The 15,247-nt window shown below is 42.6% G+C and carries 15 protein-coding genes; 11 read left to right on the top strand and 4 right to left on the bottom strand.

What is annotated here, in order from left to right:
* Complete coding sequence (locus KIH87_RS12990) at positions 1-1,410, bottom strand: M28 family peptidase (RefSeq protein WP_232358293.1); 1,410 nt, start codon at positions 1,408-1,410, stop codon at positions 1-3.
* Between the two features lie 184 nt (positions 1,411-1,594).
* Here KIH87_RS12990 and KIH87_RS12985 point away from each other — a divergent pair, with 184 nt between their 5' ends.
* On the top strand, positions 1,595-2,971 hold the full coding sequence (locus KIH87_RS12985) for a hypothetical protein (RefSeq protein WP_232358292.1): 1,377 nt from the start codon (positions 1,595-1,597) through the stop codon (positions 2,969-2,971).
* A gap of 76 nt (positions 2,972-3,047) precedes the next feature.
* Here the strand turns inward: KIH87_RS12985 and rpsT are convergent, their stop codons facing one another.
* A complete protein-coding gene (gene rpsT, locus KIH87_RS12980) occupies positions 3,048-3,311 on the bottom strand; it encodes a 30S ribosomal protein S20 (protein WP_232358291.1) in 264 nt (87 codons plus the stop codon).
* 300 nt (positions 3,312-3,611) lie between these two features.
* Here rpsT and KIH87_RS12975 point away from each other — a divergent pair, with 300 nt between their 5' ends.
* From KIH87_RS12975 to KIH87_RS12955, 5 genes are all read left to right on the top strand, one after another.
* Positions 3,612-4,190 carry an RNA polymerase sigma factor gene (locus KIH87_RS12975; protein ID WP_232358290.1) on the top strand — a complete coding sequence of 193 codons (579 nt, stop codon included), beginning with the start codon at positions 3,612-3,614 and terminating at the stop codon, positions 4,188-4,190.
* The gene (locus KIH87_RS12970; protein WP_232358289.1) at positions 4,174-4,599 is read left to right on the top strand and encodes a DUF3619 family protein; all 426 of its coding nucleotides are present in this window, start codon (positions 4,174-4,176) and stop codon (positions 4,597-4,599) included. The genes KIH87_RS12975 and KIH87_RS12970 overlap by 17 nt, the downstream gene beginning before the upstream one ends.
* Position 4,600: 1 nt before the next feature.
* Complete coding sequence (locus tag KIH87_RS12965) at positions 4,601-4,867, top strand: hypothetical protein (RefSeq protein WP_232358288.1); 267 nt, start codon at positions 4,601-4,603, stop codon at positions 4,865-4,867.
* The gene (locus tag KIH87_RS12960) at positions 4,864-5,313 is read left to right on the top strand and encodes a DUF3106 domain-containing protein (RefSeq protein ID WP_232358287.1); all 450 of its coding nucleotides are present in this window, start codon (positions 4,864-4,866) and stop codon (positions 5,311-5,313) included. The genes KIH87_RS12965 and KIH87_RS12960 overlap by 4 nt, the downstream gene beginning before the upstream one ends.
* Before the next feature lie 198 nt (positions 5,314-5,511).
* On the top strand, positions 5,512-6,000 hold the full coding sequence (locus KIH87_RS12955) for a GAF domain-containing protein (RefSeq protein WP_232358286.1): 489 nt from the start codon (positions 5,512-5,514) through the stop codon (positions 5,998-6,000).
* 114 nt (positions 6,001-6,114) lie between these two features.
* Here the strand turns inward: KIH87_RS12955 and KIH87_RS12950 are convergent, their stop codons facing one another.
* Together KIH87_RS12950 and KIH87_RS12945 are read right to left on the bottom strand one after the other, a co-directional pair.
* Positions 6,115-6,954, bottom strand: coding sequence for a crotonase/enoyl-CoA hydratase family protein (locus tag KIH87_RS12950; RefSeq protein WP_232358285.1), 840 nt, complete (start codon positions 6,952-6,954; stop codon positions 6,115-6,117).
* 45 nt (positions 6,955-6,999) lie between these two features.
* Positions 7,000-7,752: a TonB-dependent receptor gene (locus tag KIH87_RS12945; RefSeq protein WP_232358284.1), complete on the bottom strand. Its 753-nt coding sequence runs from the start codon at positions 7,750-7,752 to the stop codon at positions 7,000-7,002.
* A 573-nt stretch (positions 7,753-8,325) separates the two neighbouring features.
* On the opposite strand from KIH87_RS12945, the gene KIH87_RS12940 reads away from it, so the two are divergent.
* The 5 genes from KIH87_RS12940 (at position 8,326) to KIH87_RS12920 (ending at position 15,242) form a co-directional block, all read left to right on the top strand.
* The gene (locus KIH87_RS12940; RefSeq protein WP_232361482.1) at positions 8,326-9,153 is read left to right on the top strand and encodes a lipase family protein; all 828 of its coding nucleotides are present in this window, start codon (positions 8,326-8,328) and stop codon (positions 9,151-9,153) included.
* A gap of 13 nt (positions 9,154-9,166) precedes the next feature.
* Complete coding sequence (locus KIH87_RS12935; RefSeq protein ID WP_232358283.1) at positions 9,167-10,315, top strand: DUF4785 domain-containing protein; 1,149 nt, start codon at positions 9,167-9,169, stop codon at positions 10,313-10,315.
* A gap of 364 nt (positions 10,316-10,679) precedes the next feature.
* Positions 10,680-11,507, top strand: a complete 828-nt coding sequence (locus KIH87_RS12930) for a lipase family protein (protein ID WP_232361481.1) — start codon at positions 10,680-10,682, stop codon at positions 11,505-11,507.
* A 13-nt stretch (positions 11,508-11,520) separates the two neighbouring features.
* The gene (locus tag KIH87_RS12925; RefSeq protein ID WP_232358283.1) at positions 11,521-12,669 is read left to right on the top strand and encodes a DUF4785 domain-containing protein; all 1,149 of its coding nucleotides are present in this window, start codon (positions 11,521-11,523) and stop codon (positions 12,667-12,669) included.
* Positions 12,670-13,487: 818 nt separating this feature from the next.
* A complete protein-coding gene (locus KIH87_RS12920) occupies positions 13,488-15,242 on the top strand; it encodes a ShlB/FhaC/HecB family hemolysin secretion/activation protein (RefSeq protein WP_232358282.1) in 1,755 nt (584 codons plus the stop codon).
* The last annotated feature ends 5 nt before the right edge of the window (positions 15,243-15,247 follow it).

The following is a 15,247-nucleotide window of genomic DNA, read 5'->3' as shown; positions in this document are numbered from 1 at the left end:
TTATTGTACCGGTTCCAGCTCAGGAGCCGGGCGAGGATCGACATCATTGTTTGCCATCATATAGGCGAATATGGCGTAGGCTGTCTGGTTTTGCCTGATAGCCTCAAGGTCGATTTTATCCAGGGTGTCGTTAGCCGTGTGATGATAATCAAAGTATTCGGTTCCATCCTGACGTAAGGATACTACGGGCACTCCGTGGCTGGGAAGCATGTATATGTCTGGCCCGCCCGTTGCCGTGTTGCTGCCTTCTTCAATGCCTAATGGAGCAAGTAAGGTCGAGACTTTTTTGGCGAAAGGTAAAGCTTGCTCTGCAAAGCGAGTATCGAATTGATAAATTTTGCCTGCCCCGAAGTCAGATTCAGCTGCAACAATGATGTTCTTTAAATCATCAAGATTGTCTTTAACATATTGTTTTGCGCCAACCAAACCGAATTCTTCGTTAGCATAAAGAACAACTCGAATAGTACGTTTGGGTGAACCCATTGTCTCTTTAATCAGTTTAGCAGCAGCCATAACAACACCAACGCCTGCACCGTCATCCAGAGCACCAGTGCCTTCGTCCCAGGAATCCAGATGTGCGGCTATTAATACAACCTCTTCCGGTTTCTCTGTTCCGGTGATTTCACCAATCACATTGTAAGACGTTTGCCAGCCGTGTTCTTTCGCTTGCATATTAAGCGATAATTTTACGGGATTGCCTTGTTCAATTATTGCGGCAAGCACATCTGCATCTGAATTAGATAATGCACCTGCTGGAATTTTGGGTACATCCGGGCTGTAGCGCATAGCACCGGTATGAGCAAAGCGTGAATTATCCGTACCGACAGAGCGAATTAGCACTGCAACAGCATTAGAGCGAGCAGCTTCAATTGCGCCTTGTGAGCGACCTACTACGACAGGGCCATATCCTTTCCCTGCTTTGTCTCGTTCCATTTTCTTGTTAATAAATACGATTTTACCTGCAACATCATCTGCTGGAGTCTGCTGTAGTGCTTCTAGCGATTCCACCATGACCACTTCAGCCTGCAAGCCTTTTTCTGGCGTTGCAATGGAACCTCCCAAGGCACTAACGACGAGATTATGAGAGTAGGGCGTGAGGATTTTGGCTTCAGATAAACCCCGAGACCAATTACGGACTCGCACGGGTTGTTTATAAACCTTATCAAACCCTAATTCATTGAACTTGGCTTCTGCCCAGGCAACGGCTTTTTTGTCGCCTTCGCTACCCGCTATTCTTGGCCCAACTTCCAAAGTCAGGGAGCTCACAATTTCGTAGGCTAAGTTACTGTTACTTGAGGCTGTTGTTAATTTTTCCACATTATCGCTGTTAGCCTGTGAAGGAAAACCAACTAACAGTGAAAATATTGCCGATATGAGAAGTGTTTTTGAGGGAACTGATTGAACTGCCATGAATATTTTTATATTCCATAAAAATGTTTTTACTTTATTATGTCTGATTATATAGAGAAATCGATAGTGTTGAATAGTTATACTGAAACTGGCACTAAATAATGAGGTTGTTTAACTGAGCCTTGATGATTTTGAGGATATGCCAATTTTCGCTTACCTTAGGCTAGGTGTTCGGAGCTAATTAATGAAAAAGCAATATTTAGGACGAATAGCCGCTGCAACTTTTCTTATGTCATTTAATGTATCTTCTGGAACCTTGGATGGTGAATCACTCATCTCTTTGGAAACCGTCAGCGTTGAATTGGCAAGTACAGGGAGAGCTACAGCTGATGTTACTGCCAATTCAATAGTAATTAATCCCGATTATTCCATGGGATATCATTTTCGCATATATATTACGTTAACAAACGGGGCTACGTTTGCCGATTCGGATTACGTATTGGAGCAAAGCACTGCTGGAGCCGCTACAGGTTCAATTAACGATTTTGTGTTAATTAATAAGGAAGTTGCAGGCTCTTCAGAATTGGAGTTCGTAATATTAACTTCTGCAGGAATAGATGCATCTGATGAATATATCTTGTCAGGGGCTTCCGTTCCAGGTCATGCCATAAACATAAATTTGCCAGAATTGGCTGCAGGAGAAACTGTTCAGATTGAAGCTGCTGGCAGAGATTACATCGGTATTTACGAGTATTATGACGGTGTGGATTTATTCAGTTACATGAACGAATTTTCTGCCTCGGTTGATGTTTTGGCGGATGCAGTGATCGACAGAAATAGTAATGCTCAAACTTTTACAAATGGTAATTTGAGTGATCAAATTGTACTTGATTTTTCAAATCTCCCACTTGATAACAAGGTAAGCTTGCGTGATAAGGATCTGGTGCGCATTGAATTGCAAGGAGATATGAGCAATATAGAGTCCCTTGTTTTTAAAACAGGAAATATTGTTAGGGGTTCTTTTGATTTGTCAGAAAATCAAGGGCAATTTTCGGCAAGTGCGAGCGATGCCTTTGCTTTTGCATCTAATCAAATTATTGCGACTCTAAACGGAGAAATTGATCATAGAGAGATGATTAAAACCCGAAGCTTCATGATTTCAACAGTTTTAGAATTTTCTAACGGGCATGAATTGGTACTTATTGACGAGAAAACAGACGCTGGTCGATGGAAGTACAATGGCTTGCAGGCAAAAGTACCAAGAATGCAATTAAATGAATCAGGTTCAAGCTCTTGGATTACTTTGGTGAATGAAGAATTTGAATCGGCAAATGTCAGTGCAGAAGTTCGCTGGTATATTGACGGTAGCACGCAAGAAGTTGCAAGTTATGTTGATTTAGGCGAAGTGCCAGGGAGAAGTATAATAACTGTTACGGAAGATGTTTTTTTACAAGCCTTGGGAAATCCTCTTGAGCCTGTCGAAGTTTTTATCACATTTACTTCTTTAAGCACTTCCAATCAAATGCATGTAATAGCAGAGAAAAACGGTGTTGAAGGGCGTTTCCTATATCCGGTGTTATATGATTCAAATTCAGTTGAGCCTCGCGCTTGGTTAAACTAGCCGGGGTGAGTCAATTAAATCTTTTTTCGGACATAAAAAAAGCGCCTTGAGGCGCTTTTTTTCGAAACGATGACGATTAGCCCAACGCTTTGATTTGAGAAGCTAAACGGCTCTTATGACGTGCCGCTTTGTTCTTGTGAATCAAACCTCTGGTAGCCATACGGTCAAGGATAGGCGTAGCTGCAGCATATGCTTGCTCTGCGGCTGCTTTATCACCAGACTCAATGGCTGCACGTACTTTCTTGGTGAAGGTACGCATCATGGAACGACGGCTAGCGTTATGCTGACGACGTTTTTCTGATTGTATCGCGCGCTTCTTAGCAGACTTGATGTTAGCCAAGATGAAACTCCCAAAACGATTCAACTATATTTTCAAGGGTGCGAATTCTGCATATTTCGACAGCATTTGTCAAACCCTTTTGCCACCAAAATACATAATGTGAAATATTTTTGAATTTGTTTGTCAACCGAATGCCCGTTGCGGCGTTTTAACAGGTAAGAAAGGAAATGTGGGAATAAATGTGGGGCTAAGAAAGATGAGGAACAATTCATCAATAAAACGTGGTCGTTTGAGTGTGACTAGACTATTCGACTTGCTCAAGAATAGCTTGTTTGGTTAGAGTGCAGACAAATTACTCTTATGCGATTTGATAATCTAATGCTACGTAGCGCTGAACAACAATCTCTGGAAGATGTTTCTATTGAAGCATTTTTGCAGAGTATTGAGAAAAAAGCCTATCGCATGGCTTTGTTAGCGCTATCTAATCATGCGGATGCTATCGATGTACTGCAAGACAGCATGTTGAAGTTGGTGAGTAACTATGAAGATCGTCCGAGCCATGAATGGAAGCCATTATTTTATAAAATATTGCAGAACAGGATTCGTGATTTTCAGCGTCAATACAAAATGAAGAATTTGTTATTTTTCTGGAAATCAGATGACCATGACAACCTTATCGAAGAATGGAGCGATGATGATGAAAATCATCCTGAGCTGGATGTTGGCAAAGAAAGAATGCAGGCTCATGTATTAAAAGCGTTGCAAGCGTTACCAGAAAAACAGCAACAATGTTTTTTAATGCGTAGTTGGGAAGGTATGTCTGTGATTGAGACGGCTAAGGCAATGGGATGCTCCGAGGGAAGTGTCAAAACGCATTATTTCAGGGCTGTGAATAAACTACGAGAACTCCTGGGTGAAGAATATGACGTACAGATCTGATAAATCGACTGATGATCTGCAACTGACCAAGCAGGTTATAGAACAACTTGATGCGTCCAACGATGCCTTACCTGAAAAGGTTACACAGGATATTGCTATGGCTCGGCAAAGGGCTCTAATGCAAGCAAGAACACAGGCCAGAAACGCCAAACTTAATAAAGGTGCCAAGAGCCTCGGGCGTTCATGGAGCATGCCTGCTTTAGCACTGGGAACACCCCTGGCTATTGCGTTAGTTGCTGCGCTGCTTGTAAGCTATCAATCCAATGAGGCGATACCGGAACTTCCTGTTCAATTAGTGATGGAAGATATGTCCGTTGACGATATGGCCTTAATCAATGATATGGAGTTTGCACAAGACCTTGAATTCGCAGATTGGTTGGCTCAACAAGATGAAGAGGCACTGTTGTAATATGGTGGCCTTAGTCTGTTTATTTCCATCGGCAATGGCGCAAGAAGACCAGACTCAACTGAGCATGGATTTTCTGGAGTACCTGGCTGATATGGAGGATGTGAATGGGGAATGGATTGATGCCACCGACACATCGAATCTGGCGGCTAATGATACTGCTGTTTCTGAATCATCTCACTCATCCGAAGTGTTGATTAGTGGTGATAAACCGCAGAATTCCAATCTATCCAATCCAAGTGATGAAGACGGCAAAGGAGGCAAGCAATGAGAATTTTTCATGCTGTCTTGCTTGTGCTTTGTGTCTTCTTGTCGCAATTAGCCCATGCTGTCGAATGGCAGTCATTAACACCTGCACAGCAAAAGGTGTTATCTGGGGTGAAAGATAATTGGGGTAATTTGGGAGCTGAAAGGCAAGAGAGGCTTTTATCTGGAGCAAATCGTTGGTTGTCTATGGATCAGTCTCAGCGAGATAAAGTCGCTCAAAAATTCCAGCATTGGCAGTCGCTATCGCCAGAGCAACGAGATCATTTACGCCAGCAATTTGATCGCTTTAAAGGTTTACCTCCTGGTGAGAGGGATAAAATCAAGCGGGCATATAATAATTTCAAAAAACTTCCTCCTGAGAAGCAAAAGCTGCTCAGAGATAAATTCAAAACAAGAAGGCCATCAGAAGGGCGCCCTGTTCCAAGACCTCCCAAGCCTCGCCGTAACTAAAATGAAGTAACTCGGGCGAGGTAGCAGGGGAGAGTCATTGTTCCGATTCGCTTGAAGCACTTTGGTGACATAAAGGGAATGAGATCATCATATAAGGCTAAGCAACAGATACTCTATTTTTGGTGGCTTAATTAAGGTAATGCTGAGATACTAATGCCCAATGTTTAGGGTGAATGAATATATCTCAATTAAGCCAACATGAAGAAACCTGAAATTCCCGGTAATGAACAAGAACGTCTTTGTTTATTAGATTCGCTCAATATTCTTGATACCCCTCCTGAATCAAGATTTGATGATATTACCAAAGAAGCAAAAGAGTATTATCAAGTCCCTATCGCACTGGTCAGCATTGTTGATGCTGATCGACAGTGGTTTAAATCCTGTCAGGGATTGGATGTATCTGAAACACATCGCGATATTTCTTTCTGTGGTCATGCAATTCATCATGACGAAATTTTATATATTCCTGATGCCTTGGAAGATATTCGCTTTGCTACGAATCCTTTGGTAACAGGAGAGCCTAAAATACGCTTTTATGCAGGTGCTCCATTGATCATCCGGGACGAGCTACGTATAGGCACGTTGTGTATTATCGATCGCAAACCGCGATATTTTGATGATGAAGAATTTGATAAGTTAAGGGAACTCGCCAATAGAGTTCAAGCTGAACTTAATGCTGGACGTTAATTCATGCGGATTATTATGTTTTTGCTTAAAAGATTATTAATTCCCATTAGTATTTAAAACTAATGGGAACCTTCTATTCAGTTAATCCCGATTGAGTACACAAGTTACCTGGTTTTAAGAACGAGGCTTATATGGTGTATCCGATTTTCCGGAATGACGCTTCACTGCGATACGCTGGTTCTTTCCAAGCAACATAAACCATTGCCAGAAAGACTCTCTTGCCAGCGTTGCCCAATCATTGTTATGCCAGGACTTATGAAAGACTCGCTTTATCTTTGCAACTGCATCTGGTGAGTTTTCTGCGATTTGCTTAGCAAGCGCTAAAGAGCGCTCTTTCGGATTGTCACTAATTTCGGTTATCAGGTGGCATTCCAGCGCTTCTTGAGCCGTGATTTCCCTTGCGGTCATTGCAAAGTCGAGGGCTTTATCCAGAGGCACAATTTCTCTCATGCCTACCGTTCCTCCCATGTCGGGAATCAAGCCCCATTTAGCCTCCATGACAGAAAGAGTGCTATCAGGAGTACAAATTCTAAAGTCTGCGCCAAGTGCGATCTGCAAGCCACCGCCCCAACATCTGCCATGAATGCTCATGATGACCGGAACCGGAATTTTGCGCCAATTGGTACTGACTCTTTGTGCCAGGTTTGAAGAGCCAGGAAACCATTTCCAAAGCAGTTTTAAGCCACTCAGCGGTTTGGTCAGGATCGATTTGATATCTAGCCCGGTGCAAAAATCGACGCCACTTCCTTGCACAATAACGGCTCGAATATGCTTGTTTTTACGTAATTTGCCGGAAACTTTATCAATGGCCTTAAACATATCCATATTCAGTGCGTTGTGCTTGTCTGGTCGATTCAAAGTTACTATGGCAATGTTATCTACTATGTCCAATGTGACGGGATGTTTGGATTGATCCACAATGGGCATATCTACAGTGTTTGGCTGTTGGGGCATGAAAAGATCCCTGACGATAGTCAATTCGTTGGAAAACGAGAAAATTTAAAACACGTATCCTATATTCAAAGACCAGAACTGGCTACTGTCACTATCACCAAAATCGCTGCCAAGGCTGATATCAAGCATCCAATTGCTGGTCATGCTCCATGAAGCATACAGATTAGCTTGACCGTAACTTTCAGAGCCAGATACAACACTGGAATTTAATCGATTGATAGCGTTACGGTTGGGAATTTGATTAACAGGTCTGCCATTGCGTACCACTGCATTGGCGTCATCATTGGTCAGTTCATTCCAGGATATGCTGCTTCCGATGACCAAGTCGTGAGAATTGTTCAGGCTGAAGAATTTAGCCCCATTGGCGCTAATGCTGACAAAAGTGGTTTCTCCTTCATCTAATGCATCTTGTGGCGGCCTGGGGTCTTGAGGATTATTAAATTGAGTGAATTGTTCCCATTCATTGAAATGAATACCTGTTGATACCCCGAGCTGCCAGTCTGCTCCTTGCCAGTAATATCCTGCTCTAAATGCATGGGTAGGGGAATCGTTGGTTTGGCGATAAACCGTCATTGGTGGTCTGCTGCCATCGGGTGGTACACCAATAATGACCAACTCGTCCTGCCAATTTGAATAATTGTAGGTAAAGACCCAATTTTCCCAATAATAGCTTAAACCCGCTCCCCAGCTATCGTTGTTTGAACTGGCATGCAGATTGTTATTTACCTGCACGTCATCTTCCTGACTACCCACATCCAGGCTTATCACCCAATCATCGGATATATCAAATGAAGCCAAAAAACTCATTCCATCGGGTTTTAAATCGAACTCACGATCACCTATTACTGAATTTTGTTCCGAGCGACTGTATCCGAGATAAAGGGAACTCGCCGAAGCTCCATTTGTGAGCAATATTGCAGATAAAATGGCCGAAAAGTAGCTTACTGAGCGTAAATGTCTTTGAACTTTCATGTATATGAAATATTTCGCGTTTGTAATTTTGTAAACAGTGTAAACGAAATTTTTTTGAATAAAATATTTCTGTTCTCCTTGTAGGGTAAAAATACTTCTAAGCCTTGAAAATAAAGGGATGTAAAAATTTTGTGAAACACTTGTAAAAATGTGAAACAGCCTGTTTAATAAATATTCTGTTCAGATCAGAGCTCGTACCACTTTACACGGTAACTAATTTACACTAACGTAGTAAAGGTCGGCTTAATCTGGAACAGCCTTCTGAGATGAGGATGTAGGGTGACAGACAAATTCATAATGTATTTGCAACGCCTGTCAGCTTCTCAGTTCAGTTGTGTTAAGTCGTTGTAATATAACAAGATTGGAGTGAACAAAGTGAGAACATTAAAATCCTTGACGATGTTACTGTTGCTGGGTTTTTCAGCGATTAGTAGCGCAAACATGGGGGTCGCCTTTGTACATGGTACAGGTAACCAAACTGACGCCTACAATGATTACTGGACTGGCGATTTCGTTAAGTCTGTCATGTCTGGTAACGGCACCCGTTACACAATCATCAACTGTGAATTTGAAGAGTACATGTGGACAAGCCCGGCTGCAGGTTGTTTGGCTGGTCAATTGACTTCTTTCATTAATGCGCAAGGCATTACTTCTCTTAACGTTATTACTCACTCAAATGGTGGTAATGTTGTTCGTTGGATCATGTCTAACCCTACTTGGGATTCTCGTTATCCAAACATCATCAACAAGATTAACAAAGTTATCGCGTTGGCTCCTTCAAGCAAAGGTACTCCTTTGGCAAATGCCGTAATGAACGGTACTGTGTTTGAATCAATTCTTGGCTGGATCCTGGGTTACCAAAGTGATGCAGTAAGAATGCAACAAACCAGCTGGATGGCTTCTTACAATGCTAACTACTTGTACGGCACTTCTGGTCGTCCTTCTCTACCTAAAACCTTCAAGTCTGTTGTAGGTTCTGACGTAGAATCTTCTCCTTTTGACGGTGACAGCTACTGTGGTGGTTATCAGTATCAGGTTGCTCTTGAAGTGACTCAAAACTGGTTGGCGAGCTGCTCAGACGGTTTCCTTGAGTGTTCTTCTCAAGCCGGTGCTGGTAGCGTTTGGTTCTATGACACTTCACGCACTAAAGGTAGTGAGCCATTGAGCCATCACCAATCACGTCGTGATTGCTTTAACCTAGACACTATTATCCGTGCGGATATCTAATAAGGAGCCTGACATGAAAAAGCAAGTATTAACATTAGGCTTCTCGCTAATTGCCTCAGCGATGGCTTCAGCACAAGTGCTGGATACTCAAACGAGTAACGATTATTTGAACTTCAGCTTCCCGATTGCAGCGAATGCGACGTTGGAAGTGCAATCAGAAAAATTGCATGAAGTTAAGAGCAACGAGTACTGGTTCAAAGCGACGGGTGCAGAATTGAACAAAGGTGTGTTGCTGAATACAACTCAAGCTAAAGTAGCCATTTTGGTTGCTCAAGGCGCGAAAGAGCAGGCACAACTGGATTCAGGTTTGTTGCAATTGGCTCACGTTAACAACCCGGCCGCTTCTGTGATTGCTAACCGCGTATCTGCGGATGAGTTGGCACAGGTAGGTTTGTTCGCTAACACTATCGCATTGACGACACGTCAAGACGGTGATGCAGGCGCATTGATGTTGAAAACCGAGCAAGAGCTGGATGCCAATTCTCTTTATGTGATTACAGTTAAAGAGAAAAACTCCAAGCACAATTTGGCGTTGAACATCAAAGGTCAACAATTCACAGCGGAAGACCGCGTAGTAGCGAGTGCAACTTTGCCAGGCGCATCAGCGTTGAAAGCTTCTGCAGAATTGGTAGCGCCTAACGGTGAAACGACTCCTGTTAATGTAATGGGTAGCGGCGACAACCTGATGTTCAGTGTTGCAGACGTTAACGCCATTCAATCACCAATCAATGGTTTGTATGAGCTACGAGTTCATACTACTGGTGAGCAAAATGGTGAAACAGTACGTCGTAGTGCGAAAGTGGCTTTCGGTTTGTCACGTAACAGTGCAGACCTGACAAGTGCAAGCATGAGCGAAAACAATGGTTTGAGCGCGACTATCAACATTTTGGCGAAAGAAGCGAGCCGTTACGAAGTACGTGCTACTTTATACGGCACGAATGCTCGTGGTCAGATGGTTCCTGTAATGGAAACGCATGCAGCGCAAAACACCACTGCGGGTGCTGACAGCATCAAGTTACCATTTGACGCGGCGATTTTGGCGAATGCTAAAGTTAATGCGCCTTATGAGTTACGTGATGTACGCTTGTTCGACCAGAAGCAATTGGGCTTGATTGACGAATTGGGCAAAACGGTTTCATTTGGCGTAAAAGGCGAAATGTAAGCTGATATTGATTGCTGATATCAACGCATAGCAGCAATTCATTTCTGATTGAAACGCCGGAGTTCGAAAGAGCTCCGGCGTTTTTGTTTGTGAAATAATCTTTTCTTATAAATATCAATAACAAAGGTTAATAACACATCACAAACTTAATCTTCTTCATTAGACAAAATAAGAATTTCTTTTTGCTTTACACGGTAATAAATTTAACCTACATTGCTAATTGTTAGATCTTGTCCGCTTGGTCAGCTTTTAACGAGACGGGTAAGACAACAGTACTTAGATTCGTTTTCAGATGTGCCTAATTAAAACGAAGCAAATTAACAAGATCGGAGTGAACAAAGTGAAAACATTAAAATACTTCACAATGTTACTGTTGCTGGGCTTCTCAGCGTTCAGTAATGCAAACATGGGGGTTGCCTTTGTACATGGTACAGGTAAACAAACTGACGCCTACAATGATTACTGGACTGGTAGTTTTGTTCAGTCAGTCATGTCTGGTAACGGTACTCGTTACACCGTGATTAACTGTGACTTTGAACAATACATGTGGACAAGCGGCGCAGCTGGTTGTCTGGCTGGTCAATTGAGCTCTTTCATTAGCGCTAAAGGGATTACTTCCATGAACGTTATTACTCACTCTAATGGTGGTAACGTTGTTCGCTGGATCATGTCTAACCCTACTTATGATTCACGTTATCCAAACATCATCAACAAGATTAACAAAGTTATCGCGTTGGCTCCTTCAAGCAAAGGTACTCCTTTGGCGAATGCCGTAATGAACGGTACTGTGTTTGAATCAATTCTTGGCTGGATCCTGGGTTACCAAAGTGATGCAGTAAGAATGCAGCAAACCAGCTGGATGGCTTCATACAACGCTAACAACCTGTACGGTACTTCTGGCCGCCCAGCGTTACCTAAGACTTTCAAAGCGGTTGTAGGTTCAGATGTTGATTCTGCAATTTGGGACAGCGATAGCTACTGCGGTGGTTACCAGTATCAGGTTGCTCTTGAAACTACTCAAAACTGGTTGGCGAGCTGCTCAGACGGTTTCCTTGAGTGTACTTCTCAAGCCGGTGCCGGTAGCGTTTGGTTCTATGACACTTCACGTACTGCGGGCAGTGAGCCATTGAGCCATCACCAATCACGTCGTGATTGCTTTAACCTAGACACTATTATCCGTGCGGATATCTAATAAGGAGCCTGACATGAAAAAGCAAGTATTAACATTAGGCTTCTCGCTAATTGCCTCAGCGATGGCTTCAGCACAAGTGCTGGATACTCAAACGAGTAACGATTATTTGAACTTCAGCTTCCCGATTGCAGCGAATGCGACGTTGGAAGTGCAATCAGAAAAATTGCATGAAGTTAAGAGCAACGAATACTGGTTCAAAGCGACGGGTGCAGAGTTGAACAAAGGTGTGTTGCTGAATACAACTCAAGCTAAAGTAGCCATTTTGGTTGCTCAAGGCGCGAAAGAGCAGGCACAACTGGATTCAGGTTTGTTGCAATTGGCTCACGTTAACAACCCGGCCGCTTCTGTGATTGCTAACCGCGTATCTGCGGATGAGCTGGCACAGGTAGGTTTGTTCGCTAACACTATCGCATTGACGACACGTCAAGACGGTGATGCAGGCGCATTGATGTTGAAAACCGAGCAAGAGCTGGATGCCAATTCTCTTTACGTGATTACAGTTAAAGAGAAAAACTCCAAGCACAATTTAGCGTTGAACATCAAAGGTCAACAATTCACAGCAGAAGACCGCGTAGTAGCGAGTGCAACTTTGCCAGGCGCATCAGCGTTGAAAGCTTCTGCAGAATTGGTAGCGCCTAACGGTGAAACGACTCCTGTTAATGTAATGGGTAGCGGCGACAACCTGATGTTCAGTGTTGCAGACGTTAACGCCATTCAATCACCAATCAATGGTTTGTATGAACTACGTGTTCATACTACTGGTGAGCAAAATGGTGAAACAGTACGTCGTAGTGCGAAAGTGGCTTTCGGTTTGTCACGTAACAGTGCAGACCTGACAAGTGCAAGCATGAGCGAAAACAATGGTTTGAGCGCGACTATCAACATTTTGGCGAAAGAAGCGAGCCGTTACGAAGTACGTGCTACTTTATACGGCACGAATGCTCGTGGTCAGATGGTTCCTGTAATGGAAACGCATGCAGCGCAAAACACCACTGCGGGTGCTGACAGCATCAAGTTACCATTTGACGCGGCGATTTTGGCGAATGCTAAAGTTAATGCGCCTTATGAGTTACGTGATGTACGCTTGTTCGACCAGAAGCAATTGGGCTTGATTGACGAATTGGGCAAAACGGTTTCATTTGGCGTAAAAGGCGAAATGTAAGCTGATATTGATTGCTGATATTAACGCATAGAAGCAATTCATTTCTGATTGAAACGCCGGAGTTCGAAAGAGCTCCGGCGTTTTTTTGTGAATAACTCTACCGTGTTTTTTGTCGTTAAATTTGAACTTTCCGTTTGTAGTTTACAAGGCAAACATCAGAATGAAGGGGGACGTTTAATTACATATAAATGGCATCAATGGTATCTTTAAAAATACCTTGTTATTAAAAATTATAATTAACTGGTATGACAAGTGCCATAATCAAGTCCACTCTAAGCGTAATATATTTTTCACCTTCGATCATTTCATAACAGAATGTGCTGGCATAAATTGCTTTTAAAATAAAATGTTACGCTAATTTCCCCCTCATTCTTTTTATTAGAGCTGAACTTTTAAGCTTTAATTTTGAAATTAATCACATCTATTTGTGGCTATAAAAATATCTTTTATGTGGTTTTGTCTCCACTTTTCCTCTCTTCCTATTGCTCAAAAAATGTGTAAAATCGCCTCGATTCTTGCCGGTTTGGTCTTTTTTATAACCGTTCAGGGTGTTTAGTGGCCTTTATACAAATCATGTCAATGTCACTTTTGTCTAATTATTCATCAATGAAGCACTTGTTTAGTTTCTTTGAAGAGTGGCTAGATGTTTCAAATGCTGTCGATATGGTTTTCTGTAAATCAGATAAGTAGAAAGTGTCAGTATAACTGGTGAATGTTAAGTGAATTGAAGATAAATGATTTCGCATTAAAATATTGAAATAAAAAGAATTTTTTATTGATGGTATAGCGAGTTAACTTGGAAAGCAGTTACAGGAAAGATGGAAAGTTGTATTAAAAGGAATAGTCCTAGAATTTGTGGTTTGTTGCTGTGTTTCGCTTTGGGAAGCGTAACAGGGAACACTCATGCATCAAATTTATCTTCTCCTCCTACCGGTATATCTATCACCGATACAATCAATAACCGTCATGAGAGGATCATTAAAGAAGGTAATGATCGGATCCAAAACGAATTATCACCTCTCATTGAACGTAAAGATGTCTTCCTGCAACAAGAGTATCAACCTGAACAAATCAATCAGGTCGAAGATGAAGATGCAACCTGCTTTACCATTAATACCGTCAACATTGACGGCATTACTCTTTTTTCCAATGACATTGTTCAGGCAATCACCAGCCGATATACCAGCCGTTGTTTGACACTCACTCATATTAATAATCTGGTATCTGAGTTATCGAATCTTTATTTGGAAAACGGTTATGTCACCAGCCGTGCGTATATTATTCAGCAAGACTTATCTGATGGGGACTTGGAACTAGTTGTACTTGAAGGTTTTGTTGAAAGTATTCAATCCAATGACAACACCCTTAGCGAAAGGGAACTGGCATTAGCGTTTCCTGTAGATTTGAAAGATAAACTCAATATTCGTGATTTAGAGCAGGGGCTGGAGAATCTCAATCGCTTGGGCAAAAACACCACAACCATGGCGATGGAGCCGGGTAAAGAGCAAGGAGGAAGCATCGTTGGCCTTCAAAATCAGCCAGCGAGTCAGTGGCGCAGCTCTATCGGCATCAATAATACCGGGGTGTCAGATACTGGTGAATACCAGGCCGACGCCAATTTTACCTACGAAAACCTGCTTGGTTTGAACGAAAGTTTAATTGCTTCTGTGTCGTCTAATGTTGGCGGACATGATCTTCCTGTTGCTCAATCTCGTAGCTATTCTCTGGTTGCTTCCATGCCTTATGGTTACTGGATGTTTGGCTTGAATAACAGCTATTTCGAGTACAAGCAGTCAGTCATAGGCACTGAAGTTAACTTCCTTACACATGGCACTTCGCTAAACTCCAGTTTGTCTGCCAATTACACCCTGATGCGAGATCAGGCCGAGAAACTACAGCTTTCACTCGCCTTTACCCGTAAGCAAAGCAAAAACTACATAGAAGATGTCTTTTTGGAAACATCTTCGCGCATTCTTTACATCTGGGATTTGGCGGGAACCTATGTTCATCACCTTCCAGAAGGCTCATTGGATGCCACTTTGCATGTGAACAAAAGCGTTCCATGGTGGGATGCCAAACGCGAATTGGCTGTTGCCGAAGACGATTTTCAGTTCACCAAATATTTTGCTGATGTGGGCTTTTCATCGAAATTCGAGTTACTAGCTCACCCAATCCAATACCGCACCAGTCTGCACCTGTTATATGCCCCGAATCAGATACTGGTATCGGAAGGTGTCAGTGTCGGTGGTCGTTATTCTGTGCGAGGGCTATCGCAGGGGTTATCTGGATATCGAGGCGGTTATCTACGTACTGATTTTCATGCTCCTTTACCTTGGCAATTGCCTTGGGGAATTGGGGCGCAGCTGCATTTTGGGTTGGATGTTGGCGCAAGTAACACCCCCTATATTCTGGAGCGCCATCATACAGACTGGGTGGCCGGTTCTATTTTGGGGCTTCAGCTGTACTACGAATCTTTGAATTTGAATGTTTCCTACGCTCACGCACTAAGAACGCCTGATTATCTGGATGTAGAAGAACATGAATTGGACTTTTCACTCAGAGTGAGCTTTTAACGGAC

Source organism: Paraneptunicella aestuarii (assembly GCF_019900845.1).
GTDB classification, from domain to species: domain Bacteria; phylum Pseudomonadota; class Gammaproteobacteria; order Enterobacterales; family Alteromonadaceae; genus Paraneptunicella; species Paraneptunicella aestuarii.
This window is presented reverse-complemented; position numbering and strand designations above follow the sequence as displayed.

Excerpts from the sequence above, each read along its gene's own strand:
- KIH87_RS12925 (WP_232358283.1), top strand. The coding sequence starts at position 11,521 with ATGAAAAAGCAAGTATTAACATTAGGCTTCTCGCTAATTGCCTCAGCG.
- KIH87_RS12990 (WP_232358293.1), bottom strand. The coding sequence starts at position 1,410 with ATGGCAGTTCAATCAGTTCCCTCAAAAACACTTCTCATATCGGCAATA.
- KIH87_RS12920 (WP_232358282.1), top strand. The coding sequence starts at position 13,488 with ATGGAAAGTTGTATTAAAAGGAATAGTCCTAGAATTTGTGGTTTGTTG.
- KIH87_RS12985 (WP_232358292.1), top strand. The coding sequence starts at position 1,595 with ATGAAAAAGCAATATTTAGGACGAATAGCCGCTGCAACTTTTCTTATG.
- KIH87_RS12975 (WP_232358290.1), top strand. The coding sequence starts at position 3,612 with ATGCGATTTGATAATCTAATGCTACGTAGCGCTGAACAACAATCTCTG.
- KIH87_RS12955 (WP_232358286.1), top strand. The coding sequence starts at position 5,512 with ATGAAGAAACCTGAAATTCCCGGTAATGAACAAGAACGTCTTTGTTTA.
- KIH87_RS12935 (WP_232358283.1), top strand. The coding sequence starts at position 9,167 with ATGAAAAAGCAAGTATTAACATTAGGCTTCTCGCTAATTGCCTCAGCG.
- KIH87_RS12970 (WP_232358289.1), top strand. The coding sequence starts at position 4,174 with ATGACGTACAGATCTGATAAATCGACTGATGATCTGCAACTGACCAAG.
- KIH87_RS12950 (WP_232358285.1), bottom strand. The coding sequence starts at position 6,954 with ATGCCCCAACAGCCAAACACTGTAGATATGCCCATTGTGGATCAATCC.
- KIH87_RS12940 (WP_232361482.1), top strand. The coding sequence starts at position 8,326 with ATGTTACTGTTGCTGGGTTTTTCAGCGATTAGTAGCGCAAACATGGGG.
- KIH87_RS12930 (WP_232361481.1), top strand. The coding sequence starts at position 10,680 with ATGTTACTGTTGCTGGGCTTCTCAGCGTTCAGTAATGCAAACATGGGG.
- KIH87_RS12960 (WP_232358287.1), top strand. The coding sequence starts at position 4,864 with ATGAGAATTTTTCATGCTGTCTTGCTTGTGCTTTGTGTCTTCTTGTCG.
- KIH87_RS12965 (WP_232358288.1), top strand. The coding sequence starts at position 4,601 with ATGGTGGCCTTAGTCTGTTTATTTCCATCGGCAATGGCGCAAGAAGAC.